The sequence below is a fragment of the Dyella kyungheensis genome, assembly GCF_016905005.1.
Lineage (GTDB): Bacteria > Pseudomonadota > Gammaproteobacteria > Xanthomonadales > Rhodanobacteraceae > Dyella > Dyella kyungheensis.
Genome location: NZ_JADIKC010000007.1, coordinates 22,735 through 40,840, shown reverse-complemented (window position 1 = coordinate 40,840; position 18,106 = coordinate 22,735). Strand labels below are relative to the sequence as shown.

The 18,106-nt window shown below is 65.8% G+C and carries 19 protein-coding genes; 11 read left to right on the top strand and 8 right to left on the bottom strand.

The window, feature by feature from the left end:
• Positions 1 to 22: 22 nt before the first annotated feature.
• Genes mutY through ftsY form a run of 3 tightly spaced genes read right to left on the bottom strand, consistent with a single transcriptional unit; the run spans position 23 to position 3,307 of the window.
• Positions 23 to 1,054, bottom strand: coding sequence for an A/G-specific adenine glycosylase (gene mutY, locus ISP20_RS14920; RefSeq protein WP_204636914.1), 1,032 nt, complete (start codon positions 1,052 to 1,054; stop codon positions 23 to 25).
• Positions 1,051 to 2,145, bottom strand: a complete 1,095-nt coding sequence (locus ISP20_RS14915; RefSeq protein ID WP_204636913.1) for an AsmA family protein — start codon at positions 2,143 to 2,145, stop codon at positions 1,051 to 1,053. The genes mutY and ISP20_RS14915 overlap by 4 nt, the downstream gene beginning before the upstream one ends.
• Before the next feature lie 13 nt (positions 2,146 to 2,158).
• Positions 2,159 to 3,307 carry a signal recognition particle-docking protein FtsY gene (ftsY, locus tag ISP20_RS14910; RefSeq protein ID WP_204636912.1) on the bottom strand — a complete coding sequence of 383 codons (1,149 nt, stop codon included), beginning with the start codon at positions 3,305 to 3,307 and terminating at the stop codon, positions 2,159 to 2,161.
• A 74-nt stretch (positions 3,308 to 3,381) separates the two neighbouring features.
• Here ftsY and rsmD point away from each other — a divergent pair, with 74 nt between their 5' ends.
• The 7 genes from rsmD (at position 3,382) to ISP20_RS14875 (ending at position 9,360) form a co-directional block, all read left to right on the top strand.
• Complete coding sequence (gene rsmD / locus ISP20_RS14905) at positions 3,382 to 3,942, top strand: 16S rRNA (guanine(966)-N(2))-methyltransferase RsmD (protein WP_204636911.1); 561 nt, start codon at positions 3,382 to 3,384, stop codon at positions 3,940 to 3,942.
• A gap of 94 nt (positions 3,943 to 4,036) precedes the next feature.
• On the top strand, positions 4,037 to 4,564 hold the full coding sequence (gene coaD, locus ISP20_RS14900) for a pantetheine-phosphate adenylyltransferase (protein ID WP_204636910.1): 528 nt from the start codon (positions 4,037 to 4,039) through the stop codon (positions 4,562 to 4,564).
• Positions 4,565 to 4,770: 206 nt separating this feature from the next.
• Positions 4,771 to 5,298 carry a hypothetical protein gene (locus ISP20_RS14895; protein ID WP_425490835.1) on the top strand — a complete coding sequence of 176 codons (528 nt, stop codon included), beginning with the start codon at positions 4,771 to 4,773 and terminating at the stop codon, positions 5,296 to 5,298.
• Positions 5,299 to 5,439: 141 nt separating this feature from the next.
• Positions 5,440 to 5,739: a YfhL family 4Fe-4S dicluster ferredoxin gene (locus ISP20_RS14890; protein ID WP_204636909.1), complete on the top strand. Its 300-nt coding sequence runs from the start codon at positions 5,440 to 5,442 to the stop codon at positions 5,737 to 5,739.
• A complete protein-coding gene (ggt, locus tag ISP20_RS14885) occupies positions 5,736 to 7,463 on the top strand; it encodes a gamma-glutamyltransferase (protein WP_204636908.1) in 1,728 nt (575 codons plus the stop codon). The genes ISP20_RS14890 and ggt overlap by 4 nt, the downstream gene beginning before the upstream one ends.
• A gap of 2 nt (positions 7,464 to 7,465) precedes the next feature.
• Positions 7,466 to 8,317 (top strand): MBL fold metallo-hydrolase, encoded by an 852-nt coding sequence (locus ISP20_RS14880; RefSeq protein ID WP_204636907.1) that lies wholly within the window; start codon positions 7,466 to 7,468, stop codon positions 8,315 to 8,317.
• 23 nt (positions 8,318 to 8,340) lie between these two features.
• The gene (locus ISP20_RS14875; protein ID WP_338031015.1) at positions 8,341 to 9,360 is read left to right on the top strand and encodes a TMEM43 family protein; all 1,020 of its coding nucleotides are present in this window, start codon (positions 8,341 to 8,343) and stop codon (positions 9,358 to 9,360) included.
• A gap of 839 nt (positions 9,361 to 10,199) precedes the next feature.
• Here ISP20_RS14875 and ISP20_RS14870 read toward each other — a convergent pair.
• The 5 genes from ISP20_RS14870 to ISP20_RS14850 all read right to left on the bottom strand — a co-directional run bounded on the left by ISP20_RS14870 (position 10,200) and on the right by ISP20_RS14850 (position 14,397).
• A complete protein-coding gene (locus ISP20_RS14870) occupies positions 10,200 to 11,459 on the bottom strand; it encodes an EAL and HDOD domain-containing protein (RefSeq protein ID WP_204636906.1) in 1,260 nt (419 codons plus the stop codon).
• A gap of 95 nt (positions 11,460 to 11,554) precedes the next feature.
• Positions 11,555 to 12,001 (bottom strand): flagella synthesis protein FlgN, encoded by a 447-nt coding sequence (locus ISP20_RS14865; protein ID WP_204636905.1) that lies wholly within the window; start codon positions 11,999 to 12,001, stop codon positions 11,555 to 11,557.
• Positions 11,998 to 12,321 carry a flagellar biosynthesis anti-sigma factor FlgM gene (gene flgM, locus ISP20_RS14860; protein ID WP_204636904.1) on the bottom strand — a complete coding sequence of 108 codons (324 nt, stop codon included), beginning with the start codon at positions 12,319 to 12,321 and terminating at the stop codon, positions 11,998 to 12,000. Before flgM ends, ISP20_RS14865 begins: the two co-directional genes overlap by 4 nt.
• An 82-nt stretch (positions 12,322 to 12,403) precedes the next feature.
• Positions 12,404 to 13,093, bottom strand: coding sequence for a flagellar basal body P-ring formation chaperone FlgA (gene flgA, locus ISP20_RS14855; RefSeq protein WP_204636903.1), 690 nt, complete (start codon positions 13,091 to 13,093; stop codon positions 12,404 to 12,406).
• On the bottom strand, positions 13,090 to 14,397 hold the full coding sequence (locus ISP20_RS14850; RefSeq protein ID WP_204636902.1) for a methyl-accepting chemotaxis protein: 1,308 nt from the start codon (positions 14,395 to 14,397) through the stop codon (positions 13,090 to 13,092). The genes flgA and ISP20_RS14850 overlap by 4 nt, the downstream gene beginning before the upstream one ends.
• A 162-nt stretch (positions 14,398 to 14,559) precedes the next feature.
• On the opposite strand from ISP20_RS14850, the gene ISP20_RS14845 reads away from it, so the two are divergent.
• The 4 genes from ISP20_RS14845 to ISP20_RS14830 all read left to right on the top strand — a co-directional run bounded on the left by ISP20_RS14845 (position 14,560) and on the right by ISP20_RS14830 (position 18,093).
• The gene (locus tag ISP20_RS14845; RefSeq protein WP_204636901.1) at positions 14,560 to 15,489 is read left to right on the top strand and encodes a chemotaxis protein; all 930 of its coding nucleotides are present in this window, start codon (positions 14,560 to 14,562) and stop codon (positions 15,487 to 15,489) included.
• A gap of 1,095 nt (positions 15,490 to 16,584) precedes the next feature.
• Positions 16,585 to 16,980, top strand: coding sequence for a flagellar basal body rod protein FlgB (flgB, locus tag ISP20_RS14840; protein ID WP_204636900.1), 396 nt, complete (start codon positions 16,585 to 16,587; stop codon positions 16,978 to 16,980).
• A complete protein-coding gene (flgC, locus tag ISP20_RS14835) occupies positions 16,980 to 17,408 on the top strand; it encodes a flagellar basal body rod protein FlgC (RefSeq protein ID WP_204636899.1) in 429 nt (142 codons plus the stop codon). Before flgB ends, flgC begins: the two co-directional genes overlap by 1 nt.
• A 16-nt stretch (positions 17,409 to 17,424) precedes the next feature.
• Entirely contained in the window at positions 17,425 to 18,093 is a 669-nt protein-coding gene (locus ISP20_RS14830; protein WP_204636898.1) for a flagellar hook assembly protein FlgD, read from the top strand.
• Positions 18,094 to 18,106 lie beyond the last annotated feature (13 nt).

The window sequence follows — 18,106 nt, the reverse complement described above, 5'->3', positions numbered from 1 at the left end:
GATGTGACTCACCGGTAGTGATTCAGAGTTGCTGCAACAGGGTGCGGACGGGGGCGGGCAGGCCGAGGGCGGCCCGCTCGTCGGGGTTGCACCAGCGCAGGGTGGGATTATCGGCGATGCGCTGCTGCGCTGTCGCCCCGTCGAACAATAGCGGTTCGACCTTCAGGCGATAGTGGCTGAATACGTGCACGAACGATGGCAGTGCCTGCGCGTCGTCGATGCTCGCGAACGACTGCGCCGCACGCCACGCGTGATCCTGGTCGCGCGCTTCCGGAAGACTCCACAGTCCTGACCACACGCCTTGCTCGCCACGACGCTCGAGCAGCACGCGTCCCTTGGCGTCGCGCAGGATCAGCATCACGGTGTCGCGCGTGGGCACCGCCTTGGTGGGCTTGGCGCTCGGCAGTTGCGCCGTGAGGCCGTCGCGTCTGGCCACGCAGCCGGCGCTCAATGGACAGTTCTCGCACAGTGGTTTGGAGCGCACGCAGAGGGTGGCGCCCAGATCCATGATGGCTTGCGTGTAATCGGCCGTGCGTTGCGCGGGCGTCAATGCATCGGCGTGCTGCCATAGCACTTTTTCCACCGCGCTCTGGCCCGGGTGTCCATGGATGCCCAGGTATCGCGTGAGCACGCGTTTGACGTTGCCATCGAGGATCGGAAAACGCAGCCCGTAAGCCTGCGCCAGGATCGCGCCTGCGGTGGAACGCCCGATGCCGGGAAGGTCGGCCAGTGCATCGAAATCGCGCGGCAATTCGCCGTGGTGTTTTTCCATGCAGATCTGCGCGGCACGCTGCAGGAAACGTGCGCGGCGGTAGTAGCCGAGGCCCGACCACAGCGCGAGCACGGTGTCTTCGTCCGCTACGGCCAGATCGCGCAAGCCCGGCAAGGCCGCAACGAAGCGCTGGAAGTACGGAATCACCGTGACCACCTGCGTCTGCTGCAGCATCACCTCGGACAACCACACGCGATAGGCATCGCGGGGGTGTTGCCAGGGCAGGTCCTTGCGGCCGTGTTCGTCGAACCAGGCCAGTAGTGCGGCGGCGAAAGGATTCATGGCGTTCGGTGTGCGGGCTTGGCCGGCGTCGCTTTCGCTGCCGCGGGTTTCGGCGGCGGCGCTGCGCTGGCCGCGGGGGCAGGGACGTCGGCGCCGGCCTGGATGCTGAGGCCTTCGATACTGATGTCGCCGGTCTCGATGCTGGCGATTTCCGCGTGGCCGTTGCCGGGTGGCACGGTGAGGCGCGGGCCGTCGTCGTGATCGAGTTGCGTCCACCAATTGGCCAGCGCCAACGGAGGAAGGTGGAGGTCGGCGTGATTGTCCGGTCCGTCCAATTTGAGCGCGAGCATCAGCGGGTCGCTCTGGTCGGCCGGTGTCAGTTCGATCACGGCGTCGTATTGGCCGGCATTGGCGTGGTCCAGCTTGCCCGACAGATGCGCGGATGCATCGGCGGCGCCGCGCCAGCGCGCATTTCCCGCCAGATGCAGGGTGAGCGTGGTGCTGTGCGCGAGATACAGGCTGATGTTGTCCAGCACCAGCGAGTTGCCCTTGATGCTCGGTGTCACCGACAGGCGCATTTGCGTGGGAATGCCCTCGGCGTCCTTGGCGGTGATGGTGAGCGGGAACGCGTGGTCGGCGGCAAGCCGGCCCGCATCCAGCTCGACATCACCCAGCAGCATCTGGTTGCCGCGCACCAGGCTGCCGCGCGTGATGTGCACGCCGGCATCGATGCTGGGTATGGCCGTCGGCACCGCGGCGGGGCCGGAAGGCAGGTCGCCAAGCCACGACTGCAAGGCATCGAGGTCGACGCGCGGCGAATCGATCTGCATCTGCGAGATCACCGTTTCGCCGCGCACCAGCGTCCGCCATGGCAGTGCCAGCGTGCCGCGCGCGGCGAGCAGGATCGGCATGTTCGCGTTCTGCGCGCTGAGCGTGATGCCTTCGAGTTCGAGCGCGGGACGTGGAAACAACGCCGGCGTGGCCGGGCTGGCGAGGCTCAGCTCAAGGCCGGCGTCGTGCGCCTGCTGTTGCAGCATCGCGGTAATGCGTTCGGGTTGCAGCAGCAGATGCACCGCGATCAGCGCAACCGCCACCAGCAACAGCGTGGCGCTGCTGAGGAGGATGAGCGTGAGGCGGACCCAGCGCGGCATCCGTCGGCACCCCTCAGCCTTGGCTCAGGCTGGCGGGAAGCAGGCCGTCGACATACGCCTCGGCGTCGAATACACGCAGGTCGGTGGCGGTTTCACCCAGGCCCACGTAGCGAATCGGCAGGCCGAATTCGCGCGCCAGCGCAAACACCACGCCGCCCTTGGCGGTGCCGTCGAGCTTGGTCACGACCAGGCCGCTGACGCCCACGATCTGGCGGAACTGGCGCACCTGGCTCACCGCGTTCTGGCCGGTGGTGCCGTCGATCACCATCAACACTTCGTGCGGTGCGTCGGTGTCGATCTTCTTGAGCACGCGGGCGATCTTGCCCAGCTCGTCCATCAATCCGCCTTGCGTGTGCAGGCGGCCGGCGGTGTCGGCAATCAGCACGTCGACGTTGCGCGAGCGCGCGGCCTGCAATGCATCGAAGATCACGCTGGCCGCATCGGCGTCCTGGCCTTGCGAGATCACCGGCACGTTGTTGCGCGCGCCCCAGGTCTTGAGCTGCTCCACGGCGGCGGCGCGGAAGGTGTCGCCGGCCGCCAGCATCACCTGGCGGCCTTCGTCGCGGTAGCGCCGGGCGAGTTTGCCGATGGTGGTGGTCTTGCCTACGCCGTTGATGCCCACGGTGAGGATCACGTGCGGCTTGAGGCCGCCGACGTCGAGCGGTTTCTCGACCGGACGCAACATGGCGATCAGCGACTGGCGCAGCGCCGCCAGCAGGGCGCCGGCATCGGCGAACTCGCGCTTGTGCATGCGCTTGCGCAGGTCTTCGACCAGCGCCGTGCTCGCCTCGACGCCCACGTCGCCGGTGATGAGCGTGGTCTCCAACTCGTCCAGCAGATCGTCGTCGAGCTTCGGGTGACGGACGAACAGCGAGGTCAGGCCGCGTGCGAACGAGCTTCCGGAAAGTCGCTCGCGCCAGCTGCGCTTGGCCGGAACGGCGGCTTCGACCACCGCAGCCAGCTCGGTGGCTTCGTCTTCCACCGGAGCGTCGGGTGCAGGCGGGCTCTCGGCCAGGGCCTCGTCGAGGGCGGTGCTGGCGTGATCGAGCGAAGCGGCATCCGTGTCGTGCGTGAAACCGGTCGACGGGGCGCTCTCCGGCGCAGGCGCGGTCGGCTGGCTCGGTTCGGCGTCGGCGGGTTTCTTCTTCCAGAACTTGAGCATTGCGGCAGCGATTCAAAGACAATGGCGGGCATGCTACCACCCCGTTCCAAACTCACCGCTGAGCCGTGCCGCCGATGAAGGGCGCTTCCGGGCACATTCGCATCATCGGCGGACAGCTGCGCAATTCACGTCTCGATGTGCCCGATCTGCCGGGTTTGCGGCCCACCGCCGAGCGCGTCCGCGAGACGCTGTTCAACTGGCTGGCGCCGGTGATTTCCGGCGCGCGTTGCCTGGATCTGTGCGCGGGCACCGGCGCGCTGGGCATCGAGGCGCTCTCGCGCGGCGCGTCCAGCGTGCAGTTCGTCGAGCGGGATGCGAGGGCTGCCCAGGCCTTGCGCGACAACCTGGCGCGCCTCAAGGCGCAGGGCGGGCAGGTGGCTGCCGTCGATGCGCAGCTGTACCTGCAGGGCGCCGCCCAGCCGTTCGGGCTGGTGTTCCTCGATCCCCCGTTTGCGCTCGATCTGTGGACGCCGCTGGTCCGGCGCCTGGAGGAGGGTGGCTGGTTGGCGCCCTCGGCATGGATCTACGTGGAATCGCCCCGGCAAACGCTGCCAACGGTGCCGGCGAACTGGGCCCTGCACCGTGAAGGCACCGCGGGCGACGTGCGTTATGCCTTGTATCGGCGCGTCACTTGACCCTCGCGTATGGCATTCCCCTTAAGAAACGGGCTAGGCGACCGCTTCGAACGGGCCTAAGCTAGCCGCCCCTCCGCTGACAGTGACTCGTCACGTGAACAAGCCGCCGGTCAACCAGCGTCTCGCCGTTTATCCGGGTACGTTCGACCCGATCACCAATGGCCATGCCGACCTGGTGGCGCGCGCCGCGCCGCTGTTCGAGCGGATCATCGTGGCCGTGGCCGATAGTCCCAACAAGGGCAGGGGCCCGGGTTTCAGCCTCAACGAGCGCATCGCGCTGGCGCGCCTGGCGCTGGCCGACCTGAGGAACGTGGAAGTGCGCGGCTTCGATGGCCTGCTGGCCCATTTCGTGGAGGAAGTGGGGGCGGGCGTGATCATTCGCGGCCTGCGCGCCGTGTCCGACTTCGAATACGAGTTCCAGCTGGCCAGCATGAATCGCCACCTGATTCCGCAGGCGGAGACGCTGTTCCTCACGCCGGCCGAGCAGTACAGCTTCATTTCGTCCACGCTGGTGCGCGAGATTGGACGTCTGGGCGGCGATATCTCCGGCTTCGTGCATCCGGCCGTGCAGCAGGCCATGCGCCAGCGCTGGCACCGGGACCGCGCCAACACGGCCGATTGAGCCCGCACTGCAACAGCTGTGACGGTGTCAGGCCGGGCCGCCGTCGTGTATCCTCGCCCGCATCCTGCGGACAGGACAGTCGCTCGCCGCGGGCCGGGGCTAGGCAAGGTTTTTGTGGCGAAGGCCGCCATGGAACCGGTGCATTCCCTCGGTCCAACAAGGCATCTGTCGCGTGACGGCCGAAAGTCGGTCATCCAACGGATCCCATGACCAGCTTCCACCATTCCAGGGTGACCACCATGTACAAGTACGCTCTCCTCGCCGCCATCGCGATCACCGGCCTCGCCGCCTGCAGCCAGCAGGACGAGTCCGCCCAGCAGCCGACCGAACAGGTCGCCGCCGTTACCAAGCCGAGCGATCCGAACGATTCGAAGGCGTGGAATGCCTACCTCGGCCAGATCGTCCAGAAGAACATGCAGGGCATGACGGCCGAGCGCCCGTACCCGTACCTGGTGCCGGCCGGCGACAGCGACGACGCCAACGCGCTGCGCCAGCGCCAGCTTGAGCAGGTGCAGGACACCGTCGCCCGCGGCGTGCTGCCGGGCAACATGCTGGTGTTCGCCGGCCCGGATTCGGCCAAGACCTCGCAGTTCGTGGCCGATGCCTTCAAGGACGCCAAGGCCGGTGCGTTCAAGGACGTGATCGTGCTGGTGATCGGCGATGCCGGCGACAAGGACAAGGTGACCGCAACGCTGCAGCCGACCGGCGCCACCATCCGTTACGTGAACATGTAAGTTCCGGTTTCCGGAGCGGTTTTTCAGCCCGCGGCGCGAAAGTGCCGCGGGCTTTTGTTTTTGCGGCGCGCATCCATCTTTGATGGTTCAACACTTCGGATCTTGCGGCGCACCATCGTGCCCAACGTGTAAACTCAACGAATGTCCCTGAAAATCCTCGATACCTGCGTCAACTGCGACGTCTGTGAACCGGCCTGTCCGAACAAGGCGATCTCGCTGGGCGAGGAGTACTACGTGATCGACCCGTCGCTGTGCACCGAGTGCATCGGTCACTACGACGAACCGCAATGCGTGGAGGTGTGCCCGGTCGAATGCATCATCGTCGACCCCGAGCACACCGAAACCCACGACCAACTCGACCTCAAATACCGACACCTGATGGGGCTGGGCGATGACGCCGCGGCAACGTCGGGCCATGGTTCCACAAAGGACGACGCATGAAGCACCCGTTGAACTGGCGCGTGACGCTGCTGGCCCTGCTTGTTTCCTCCAGCGTTGCGTACGCCGACAGCCGCCCCGCCGCGACTCCCGCCACCACTGCTCCCTCGCACGTCATCACCCAGCGTCCCGGTCATGCCGGTATCGCCAGTGCGAATTTCCACGCCACCGATGCCGGCCTCGAAGTGCTGGCCAAGGGCGGCAATGCGTTCGACGCGGCGATCGCGGTGGCTTCCACGCTCTCCATCGTGGAACCGGAAAGTTCGGGCATCGGCGGCGGTTTCATGGCGGTGCTGCATCGCGCTTCCGACGGCAAGGACATCTTCATCGACGCCCGCGAAACCTCGCCGGCGGCGGTGAACACCAAGGACTATCTCAACAAGGACGGTTCGCCCAATCGCGACACCGCCTTGAACGGGCCGCTCTCCGCCGGCATTCCCGGCGAACCCGCCGGCCTTGCGTGGCTGGCCAAGCACTACGGCAAGTTGCCGCTGAAAGACTCGCTGACGCCGGCCATCCGCCTGGCGCGCGACGGCTTCCAGCCCGATGCCCGCCTGATCAATGCGATCAGCGAGCGCCAGCAGGACATCCAGCGCTGGCCGGCTTCCGTGGCCAAGTACTTGCCCAACGGCAAGCCGCCGGTGGCCGGTCAGGTGTGGCGCGATCCGGATCAGGCGCGCACGCTGGAAGTGCTGGGCGAGCAGGGCGCGGATGGATTCTATCGCGGCGAGATCGGCAAGAAGCTGGTGGATGCCGTGCGCGCCGCGGGCGGCAACTGGAGCGCGAAAGACCTGGAGAGTTACCAGGTGAAGGAACGCACGCCGATCACGGTGGACTATCGCGGCTATCGCGTAGTCACCGCGCCGCCGGCGTCGTCGGGCGGCGTGGCGGTGGCGGAGATCCTCAACATCCTTTCCGGCTACGACCTCAGCAAACTCGATGAAGCGCATCGCACGCATCTGGTGATCGAAGCGATGCGTCGCGCGTTCCGCGATCACAACGACTACCTCGGCGATCCGGACTTCGTGAAGATGCCGCTGGACATGCTGCTGTCGCCTTACTACGCGGCCGGCCTGCGCATGACCATCCTGCCCGACAAGGCGACGCCGTCGTCGATGCTGCCGGTCAGCACGGGCGTCGATCCGGGCATGCACACCACGCATTTCTCGGTGATCGACAAGGACGGCAACATTGCCTCCATCACGCTCACCGTGAACTACACCATGGGCTCCACTTTCGTGGCCGCCGGCACCGGCGTGCTGCTCAACGACGAGATGGACGACTTCGCGCTGGTGCCGAACAAGCCCAACGTCTATGGCCTGCTGGGCAGTGCCGCGAACGCGCCGGCGCCGGGCAAGCGCATGCTGTCGTCGATGACGCCGAGCATTGTGTTCGGTCCCGATCGCGTCGGCGTGATCGGTTCGCCGGGCGGTTCCACCATCATCACCCAGGTGCTGGAAGGCATCATGGCCTTCATGGACGGCAAGAACGCCGAAGGCATCGCCGCGCAGAAGCGCTACCACCACCAGTACATGCCCGATCGCGTGGACGTGGAGCCGGGCACCTTCGATGCGGCCACCAGCGATGCGCTCAAGCAGATGGGTCATGAGCTGAAGGAACGCAGCCCGTGGGGCTACATGAACGTGGTGACCTGGGACCTGAAGACCAACAAGCTCGATGCCGCCAGCGATCCGCGCCGCGAGTCGGGCCTGGGCAAGGTGCAGTAACCATGGAACTGTGGTCGCTCACCGGCAACTCGCAGCGGCTCGACGGTGGCGCGATGTTCGGTAATGCGCCGAAGGCTTTGTGGTCCCGCTGGATCAAGCCGGATGCGGAAAACCGCATCCCGCTCGCCTGCCGTTGCCTGCTGGTGAAGGACCTCGACGGCAAGAACGTGCTGTTCGAAACCGGCATCGGTGCGTTCTTCGAGCCGGCGCTGCGCGAGCGCTACGGCGTGGTGGAAGAACGTCACGTGCTGCTCGATTCGTTGGCCGAGGCGGGACTCACCCACGAAGACATCGATGCGGTGGTGCTGTCGCATCTGCACTTCGATCACGCGGGCGGCTTGCTTGCAGCGTGGGAAGAAGTGCAGGCGCCGCGCCTGTTGTTTCCGAACGCCACCTATATCGTCGGTGCCCATCACTGGCATCGTGCGCTGAAGCCGCATCCGCGCGATCGCGCGTCGTTCGTGCCGGAACTTCAGCCGCTGCTGGAGGCGAGTGGGCGGCTGGAGTTGGTCGAAGGCGAACATGCCCAAGCACTGGGCGAAGCGGTGCGCTTCAGTTACTCGGACGGGCATACGCCCGGATTAATGCTGGCGGAAGTGGCTGGCGTAGTATTTTGCGCCGACCTCATCCCGGGACGCTTCTGGGTGCACCTGCCCATTACCATGGGTTACGACCGCTATCCTGAAAAGCTGATCGAAGAAAAGCAGGCCTTCCTGGACGACAAGCTGGCGCGCGGCGTGCGGTTGTTCTTCACGCATGATCACGATTGCGCCGTGGCGCAGGTGGTGCGCGACGAGCGGGGGCGTTACGGTACCACCCAGGAACAACCAGAGATGCGGGGACAGGTGGCCTGACTGGCCGCCCACAGGGGAGAGGGATGGATATGCAGCCTTGGTTGCGACGGGTGTTGGGCGTGCTGTTGTTGTTGGCTGGCGCAGGGCTGGTCGCGATGACCGAGCAGGGGTTGCTCGACAACCGCCATGCCTCCGACCGCCACGGCGGTCCGATCCTCGATATCGGCGATGGTGCCGCGCCGAACGGCCATCACGGCAATCTGGTGCGCGTCACCGGTCCCGTGCGCGTGATCGAGGAACCGTTCGATCCCGAGTTCGGCCAGCGGGCCCATGCGCCCGTGTTGATTCGTCACGTCGAGATGTTCCAGTGGCGGGAAATCCGTCTGGGTGGCGATGTGCACTACGAGCAGGATTGGGTCGATCGCCCGGTCGACTCGCGGCGTTTCGCGCAGAGCAGGGGGCACGCGAATCCCGAGCGCTTTCCGCTGGAAGGCAAGCAGTTCGATTCCGGGCAGGCCCGCGTGGGCAACTACGTGCTGTCCGCGCCGTTGCTGCATGCGCTGCTGGGCGGCGAGCTGATTGAGCCCAACATCAAGAGCTTGCCTTCGAATCTGGCGGCGAGCTTCGCCCCGAACGGCAACTACTTCACCACCAGCGAGCATCCCGATCATCCGCAGCTCGGCGATTTGCGCGTGAGTTGGGAGGCGGTTCCGGCGCAGGTGGTCACGGTGTTTGCCCAGGTCAGTGGCGATCAGCTGGTGCCGTCTGCCAATGCTGCCGATGGCAAGGGATTCGACGTGCAGATCGGCGAGCGTTCGCTGGTCGACGTGGTGCCCGATGTGCCTGCGCCGCCTTCGTTTGTGTGGGCGCGCCGTATCGGGGCGTTGTTGCTGGCGATGCTTGGTGCGTTGCTGTTGCTTCCCGAGCGCCCTCGTACGCATCACGATGCGTTGCTTGCCGTTGGCAGCGGAGCGCTGCTGATTTCCGCCGTGGCGTGTGTGATGTGGCTGGGGACGGATATGGCGGTGGGTGGTGCGTGGTTTGGGATGGCGCTGCTGGGGATGGGGTTGGCGGTGTGGAGGTTGCGGGCGACCGCTGCCTGATTTTCTCCCTCTCGCCTCCTGGGAGAGGGTTGGGGTGAGGGGCCAACCTTGCCTTGTTGTGTGGAATCGCCTCTGTCTTCTTTAGCTCGTCATCCCGCGGAGGCGCTTCTCAACAGCCGAACGGCTGGTCATCCAGAGCCTCGGTGTTTAGTTGTCACGTGATCGCGACCTGGCTCGCCTGCCGCGGGCTTCCGTCCTCCTGCCGGAGGCCGGGTTACTTTCTCTTGCTTGCCCAAGAGAAAGTAACCAAAGAGAAGGGCCCCCCGGATGACGCGCCTTCCGGGCTTCGCCCTCCAGGTGCGCGGGCGGGTTACGGGGTTTTTCGACAGGACATCCCTGTCCTGTCGAAAAACTGGCCGCATCCATGCGGCCACCCTTCGGGCTTTCCTCCACCCGCCCGCCGCGTCATACGGGGACCCCAAGAGCCAAGAGCCAAGAGCCAAGAGCCAAGAGCTAAGAGCCAAGAGCCAAGAGCCAAGAGCTAAGAGCCAAGAGCCAAGAGCCAAGAGCTAAGAGCCAAGAGCTAAGAGCTAAGAGCTAAGAGCTAAGAGCTGGAGCTAAGAGCTGGAGCCAGGAGCTGCGGAGCTACTGTGGGAGCGCACCCTGTGCGCGACAAACCTACGGAGCGTTACATTCCTGCGTGGCTGTCGCGCACAGGGTGCGCTCCCACAGGAAACACTTATGGTCCCGCGAGCACCCAAGGCAGTAATGCCCTGGTCTCTCCGCGCAGGAGAGAGCGACGGTTCGGTGTCTGGATTTCGGTCCGTGCCGGGATGACGAGCAGGAACGTACTACGGTTGTTCGGCGGACTTAGGGAACGACAACCAAAACCTGCGGCATCAATTCGGCCGCTGGTCCGCAAACGCATAGACGTGGTCCGCCCACTGCGTTGCCTCAAGGTAAATCGCCGCCATGCGCCGGATCAGTTGCGGCTGCACTTCGCCGCCACGCAGGTTGCCTGCTTCCCATGCGCGGATCTGCTCCAGCAGGATGGCGAACGGTCCCTTGTTCTCCAGCAGCGCGGTGCTGATCTCGCGAGCCAGCGGCAGATGCCACAGCACGAAATCCATCGGTGCTTCCATCATCGCGTCGAGCAATGAGAAGAGGCCGGCGGTGAAGGCCATTTCGCGTTGTTCGGCCGGCATGTGCTGGGCGAGTTTCTCGCACATGTGTGCGCGGATCAGCGCGGCGCGCAGCAGTTCCGGCGGACGGTCGCCGGTGCCGCTGAGGGCCATGGTGTAGATCCAGTTACGCAGGCGCGCGGCACCGAAGAAGATGGCGGCCTGCTGCACCGATTTGAGCTGGCGCGGCAAGGCGAAATAGGCGGAGTTCACGCAGCCCAGCAATTTGTAGCTGAGGATGGCGTCGTCGCGCACGATCTGGCCCAGTTCCACCGGACCCGGGTTGCCTTCCTGCAGAGCCTTCATCAGTCGCAGCAGGCTCAGGCGGCTGGCGGCGAGCACCGGTACGGCGACCGGTTCGGGCTTGAGCAGGAACTGGCCCTGGATCGCCTGCAGCGGCAGCGATTCGCAACGGTGATAGGTGTCGTGATCGTCCACGTGGCCGGCGACCACATGGGTGCCGCGTGCATGCAGGTATTCGCTGCGCGAGCGCAGCGTGGCCGGATCGAGCTTGCTGGCATCCAGGCGCACGAACTGCACGATCTTCAGCAGCGGTTCGACGGCCGGATTGAATTCGAGGGTGGTGTCGCCGGCATCGAGCATCAGCGGACAACCGCGCTGCGCCATGCGCGCCAGGCGTTCGACCAGTGCTGCGTCGGCAGCGGCTTCCGGGCGCAGCAGCACGCCGAAGCGTGGCTGGTGCTGCAGCACATCGGTCTCTTCCATCAGCAGTTCGTGGCTGAGCCGGAGGAAGGTGCGGTTGCCGCGCACCAGGCGGGCGAGTGCGCCGTCGGTGATGGTGGCGAGGGCGCGACGCATCAGCGTGGCTTCGTCTTCCGCATCGTCCTGGAACACGATCTCGTACGCGAACAATTCGCGCTTGCTGTCCAGCATGGGCAGACGGATGACCGGCAGCGCCTGTTCGTTGGCGGCGACGGAGGCGTCTTGGGCGGAGGGGATGGCCGCAGCTTCGCTCATGATCGGTCGATGTGGTGACGATGGTGGAGAGGAGCGGCGATTGCCGCCTGCAAACAAGCACACGTGTGGGCGAGCAACACGTGCGTCATAACGGCTCAGGCCTCGGCCAACGTTTGCGAGCGCAGGCTCGTGCGCAGATCACCCGCGCGGCCGTACACGCTCGCCTCTGTTTCATTGCCGGTCAACACGGCCAATGCCTTGCGCACCTGCTGCAGGCGGATACCGACGAGGTAGCCGTTGCGCTGGTTGAGCTGCTGGCAGGCGCGCAGCGACTGCAGGATCTCTTGCCACTTCGGTGCCAGCACGCGGCTGGCTTCGGCGGCGTTCTGGCTGAGCTGCACGCGCTCGCTGTCGAGCTGTTCCAGCCGCAGCATCAGTTCGTGCTTGCTGGCGCCGGCCCGGTTGAGCGTGTCGACGTCCGCCGTTTCCAGGGCGGTGCGCTCGGTGGTGAGCGCGTCCATCAATTGACCCACTGCCAGCCGCATCTCGTCGACCGCCGCCGTGAGCGCATGGTCCAGTTCGGCTTGCAGTGACGGGCTCATGACTTGCCGTTGAGCTGGTTTTCGAGGGACATCATGCGATCGGCAATCTTGCCGGCGTCGACCTTGTAGGTGCCGTTCGCCAACTGCTGGCGGATCTGCTCGACTTTCTTCGTGTCCATGGTGGCTCCGCTGTGCGTGCGGGCTGCTTCCTGCAGGGCGCGCGCGGAGTCGGTGATCTGCACGCGGTCGGTACTACCCGTGCTGCTGCCGACGGCGTCGCTGGACGTCGTGCTGGAGGTGCCCTGCGTTGAGCCGCTGCCCTGGCCCGTGGCGGGCTGGGGAAGTTTGGGCAAGCCGTTGTTGGAGATCGTGGTATTCATGGGTCCGTTCTCGTGGATTTCTGGCCCTGTTGCTTACAGGATCGGCCGGGGGGCCGCAAACTTTAGTGCTCAGGCGACAGGTTCATGGAAGCGCAAGAACTTCCCCTGGAGCCATCACCATGGCGTCGATCACCTTGCCGGAGCTGCCGTTGCGCACCTTCAGGCGCGAACCGCTGTCTCCGCCACCCAGCGCGACGCCGCTGGCGCGTACTTCGATACCGTTCAAGCGGGACACCAGTTGGACCTGGTCGCCCGCCTTCACCGCGCTGCGCCCGCCCAGGGCGGCCGGCGTGACCACCGAGCCGGCACCCAGCGCGCGCGACAGGGTACGCCCTTCCAGGTCGGCCATGTCGCTGACGTAGCCGTAGCCCAGGCGCGTGATGTCGCGCTCCTCGCTGTGCACGTCGTCGGCGCGCACGCCGTCGCCGCGCTGCAACGGGTGCACCAGCACGAGCACCTGGCGGAACACCTGCAGCTGTACCGGCACGTGCAGGCTCCAGCCGTCCGCACCGGGGCAACGCACCACCACATTCATGCGCGGCATCAGCCGGGCGCCCGCCTGCAGCCCGGCGCTGAGCGCGGCGGGGCAGGGCGTGAGTTGCAGCGAACGTGTATCCAGTTCCGCCGCCTGCGCGACCACGCGGCTGCCGGACGTTTCGTACTGGCCGCGCAGCCACTGCTCGGCCGCGGCACGCGCCGCCTGTGACGGCTCCGCGGCATGGGCGGGCAGCACGAGGGCGGTGAGTAGCAGGACGGCCAGGCGTCGCGTCATAGATCGGCCAGCAGCAAATTCAATTGGGACAGCAGGGTCTCGCGCTCGCCTTCCACCTGTTGCATCAGCTGGCTGGCCTGGTCGAGCTGGCCGTCGCACAGCAGCGTGGCGAAGGTGCTGCCTTGCTCGCGCATGCGTGCACCGGCGGCGGAGAGTGCGCCGGCGGCGGCGCTGTCGTGGCGGCCGGCGGTCAGGCGGGTCAGCGTGCGGCTGAGTGCCTGGGTGTCGAACCAGCGGCGATCCAGCGCGGCCGGTTCCTGCAACGCGAGTTCCATCGCCTGGCGCAGGCCTTGGGCGGCTTCGCGCACGGTCAGGCTGAGGCTGGCCGGATCTTCGCCGCTTTCGGTTTCCAGCCAGTCCAGTGCGAGGCGATGGCCGAGCAATGCGCCGCGGCTCAGCGCTTCGGACTGGCGGGTGGCCTCGGCCGAGCGGCGATGCCACGCCCCAAGCGCGGCCTGGGCTGCCACGGCTCGCGCGTGTTGGGCATCCTGGTTCTTGTGCATGCTGCCGATGCGCTCGCCGATCTGGCGCAAGGCTTCGCTGCTGTCATGCAGGGAGGTTTCGGTCTGAGTGAGGCCACCCTGCGCGCGGTCAAGGCGCTGCAGGCCTTGTTGCACGTCGCCATCGAGCTGCTTGGAGAAGTCGCCGATGGAAACGGTGACGCCCTCGATCTCGTTGGTGGCCAGGCTGGTCTTCTCGGCCAGCTGCTTCACCTCGTCGGCCACCACGGCAAAGCCACGGCCGGCTTCGCCTGCACGGGCGGCTTCGATGGCGGCATTGAGCGCCACCAGGTTGGTCTGGTGGGCGATCTCCTGCACCACGCTGGTGAGCTTGCGGATCTGTGCCACCTGTTCGGCCAGCTTGCTCTGGTTGCGGTTCATCGCCGAGAGCGCCGTGCGCAGCAGGCGCAGCTGGCCATCGAGCTCGCTCACGCTGCGTTCGCCGGTTTCGCCGGTCTTGCGCGCGTAGTCCAGGCCGGTGGCGACCTGCTGCAGCGATGTCGAGATTCCGGCACTGCCATCCGTCAAACGACCGACGTCATCGCGGCTCTCCTGCGCCGACTGGTGCATCGAGGCCTGTTCGCGGGCCAGTTGCTGCGCGGCGCCCAGCACCAGGCCCAATTGCTCCATGGTCTGCATGGCCACGGCCACCGGCGGCTTGGCGGTGAAAACGGCTGCCAGCAGCGGTGCCAGCGCCTGTGCTGCACGCGGATGCCGGGCCGACCACTGCGCGACCTGCGCGCGGTCACCCGCCGCGGCAGCACAGGCAAGTTCGGCGAGATGCTGGCTCCAGATCAGACTCATGGGTGGATCTTTCCTTCCTATAAGGGTCGCTTCCGGCATCGGCGGCGAACGTCGGAACTTGAGAAGCAAGCGACGTGCCATGGCCCTGGTCCCGCTCAAGCCGATGCGCTGGCGGCCGATACGCGGGAGAGAAAAGCGGCCGTGCCGCGACGAGGAAGACGCATGAGTGCGTGGATGGACAAGGTGGAACAGCAAACCCGGCTGGCGGGCCACAACCGGGTGGCCATGCTGTTGTTCCGCATGGGCGACGAGCAGCTGTTCGGCATCAACGTATTCAAGGTGCGCGAAGTGATGCGTCGCCCGCCGATGGAGCGCATGCCCGACGCGCATCCGCTGGTGGCGGGCAGCTGCGATTACCGTGGCACCACCATTCCGGTGATCGACCTGGCGGTGGCACTGGGCTATCCATCGCTGCGCGACGTGGCTTCGGCGCACCTGATGGTCACCGAGTTCAATCGCAGCGTGCAGGGCTTCCTGGTGGCCGAGCCGCAGCGGCTGGTTCATTGCGAAGGCGAATCGCTGGCCGCTCCCTCTGCCGCGCTGGGCTTCGGCAGCCGCGTGAACGCGGTGACGCGCGTGGACGGTGCGCTGGTGGCGGTGGTCGATGTGGAGCACGTGCTGGCTACGCTCAACACGACCACGGCGGAGTTGTCCGCGCCCATGCAGCGCATCGCCCGCGTGCACGACCTGCAGCCCCGTCGCGTGATGGTGGTGGACGATTCGCTGGTCGCCCGCAATCAGTTGGTGAATCTGTTCCGCCAGATGGATGTGGAATGCGTGATCGCCCAGGACGGACGGGAGGCGCTGGAGCGCCTGGAGGCTTTGGCCGATGCGCCGGGCGAGGAAAGCGTGACGCTGGTGGTGTCGGATATCGAGATGCCGCGCATGGACGGCTACGCGTTGACCCGTGCGATTCGCGAGACGGCGTCGCTGCGGTCGTTGAAGGTGGTTTTGCATAGTTCGATCAGCGGCATCTTCAATGAGGCGATGGTGCGCGAGGTGAATGCGGATCGCTTCGTGGCGAAGTTTCAGCCGGATCTGTTGGCGCAGACGGTGTTGGAGTTGATGCCGGAGAGGTTTGAGGAGTTTTGAGGCTTTGATGGTGCGCCGCTCTTGCTCTCTCTCCCCGCCGGGGAGAGGGTTGGGGTGAGGGGCGGGTGCTCGCGGGAGCGTTCCCTAGCTCGTCATCCCGGCGCAGGCCGGGATCCAGAGCCCCGGTACTTGGTTGTCGCTTTGCCGCGACCTGGCTCGCCTGCCGCGGGCTTCCGTGCCGCTGCCGCGGCCCGGGTCACTTTCTCTTGCTTGCCCAAGAGAAAGTAACCAAAGAGAAGGGCCCCCCGGATGACGCGCCTTCCGGGCTGCGCCCTCCAGGTGCGCGGGTGGGCTCCGGGGTTTTTCGACAGGGCATCCTGCCCTGGCGAAAAACTGGCCCGCATCCATGCGGGCCACCCTGCGGGCTGATCCTCCACCCACCCGCCGCGTCATACGGGGACCCCTGAGAGCCAAGAGCCGGAGCTAAGAGCGAGAGCTGCAGGGCTACTGTGGGAGCGCACTTGTGCGCGACAAGCCGACGGAGCGGTACATCCCAGCGTGGCTGTCGCGCACAAGCGCGCTCCCACAGAAAGCACACAGGTTCCCGCGAGCACCCGCCCCTCACTCCGGCCCTCTCCCCGGCGGGGCGAGGGAGAAGTGGGGTGTATCGCGAAGACAAGCCAAGGGCGATGCGAAGCGGGCCTCCGCTTTAAGTCCTCAGCGAGTCGGGCGCGTTGCGCAGCGCTTGGAAGTACCCCTGGGGTAGCCTCCCATGGAGATCCGGCGGGACGCGCCTCGAGCGTTCGCGCTTGGATTCAACACGATGCTGCCAGCTTTAAAGGCCATTTCTTTGGGTTACTTTTCTTTTGGGCCAGCAAAGAAAAGTGACTCGAGCGGCGGCAGCCGATCGAAACGCCCGCTGCGTAAGCGGCCCGGTCGCGGGAACGATGCAACCAAGCGATATGGAAATCCCAGCCCGCGTCGGTAACCCGCTGCCACCTGCGTCGAAATTCCGACGGCCCTCCGAAAATCCACGCCGGACGCAAGTCGCCAGGACGCGCAAAGCCAACAGCCACGCGCCCTCCGAGCCATCAGCTGAACCATGGCACGCAAATTGCTCAAACCCACCCGCGGCCTCCGCCGCAGGAGTGAGCGATGAGTTCGATCAACGACAACCTGTTCGGTTTGCACACGCAGGCGCTTGATACCTGGCAGCGCCGCAGCGAAGTGTTGGCGAGCAATCTGGCGAATGCGGATACCCCGGGTTATCTCGCGCGCGATGTCGATTTCAAGAAGGCGCTGGCCAGTGCCAACGGCAACACGCTGGCAATGACGATCACGCAGCCGGGTCAGATCGATCCGCAGGCCAAGGCCGCGCAGCAGCTGGCGTATCGCGTGCCGACGCAGCCGTCGATGGATGGCAATACGGTGGATACGCAGGTGGAGCAGGCGAATTTCGCCGCCAACGGCGTGCACTACCAGGCCAGCCTCTCCTTTATCACCGCGCAGATCCACATGCTGCGCACGGCCATCACCGGAGGTCAGAGCTGATGTCCATGTTCAAGATTTTCGATGTCTCCGGTTCGGGCATGGCGGCGCAGTCGCTGCGGCTCAACACGGTGGCGTCCAACCTCGCCAACGCCGACAGCGTGTCGAGCACGCCGGAAGGTGCGTATCGCGCGAAGGAGCCGTTGTTCTCCGCGGTGCAGCGCGCGATGGGTGGCGCGAAGAGTGCCGATGCCGACAGCGCGGTGGGCGTGCAGGTGAAGGGCGTGACCGAAAGCGAAGCCGACGTGCAGGCACGTTACGAGCCGGGCAATCCGATGGCGGACGACACCGGCTATGTCTACGGCAGCAACGTCAATCCGATCGATGAGCTGGTGAACATGATCACGGCGTCGCGTTCGTACCAGAACAACGTCGAGGCGATGAACACCACCAAGCAGCTGATGCTCAAGACACTCGACCTCGGCAAGTAAGTCCTAAGGAAATCCCATGTCCACGGTTCCCAGCACGACCAACAACACCGGTACTAGCAGCACGCCGAACGTCAATTCGGCGTTGTCGAGCACGATGACGCAGGCCGATTTCCTCAAGCTGATGACGGCCCAGCTGCAGGCGCAGGATCCCACCAACCCGGTCGACAACTCGCAGTTCGTTTCGCAGATGGCGCAGTTCAGCCAGCTCTCGGCAACGCAGCAGCTCGATACCGACCTGCAGTCGATGAGCAGCAATGTGACCTCGAACATGCAGACCTCGCAGGTTCTCAGCTCGGCGAACCTGGTCAATCGCCAGGTGTTGGTGCCCGGCAGCTCCGCGAGTTACGACGGCAGCGACGCGGTCAAGGGCGCGGTCAATGTGACGGCTGCCTCCAGCGTGACCGTGCAGGTGCTCGACAGCAGCGGCAACGTCATCCGCAGTCTTCCGCTGGGCTCGCAGAACGCGGGCCTGGCGCAATTCAGCTGGGACGGCAAGGACGACAACGGCAACGCCGTTGCGGCAGGCACGTACACGGTCAAGGCGGCCGCAGGCAGTGCTTCGCTCGACACCTACCTGCAGGGCACGGTGACGGGCGTGGGCTTCGGCGGCAGCTCGGTGGGCACGTACCTGCAGGTATCGGGCGTGGGCGGCGTGCCGCTCAGCCAGGTGGCACAGATTCTCTGACGCCCTAGGCGTC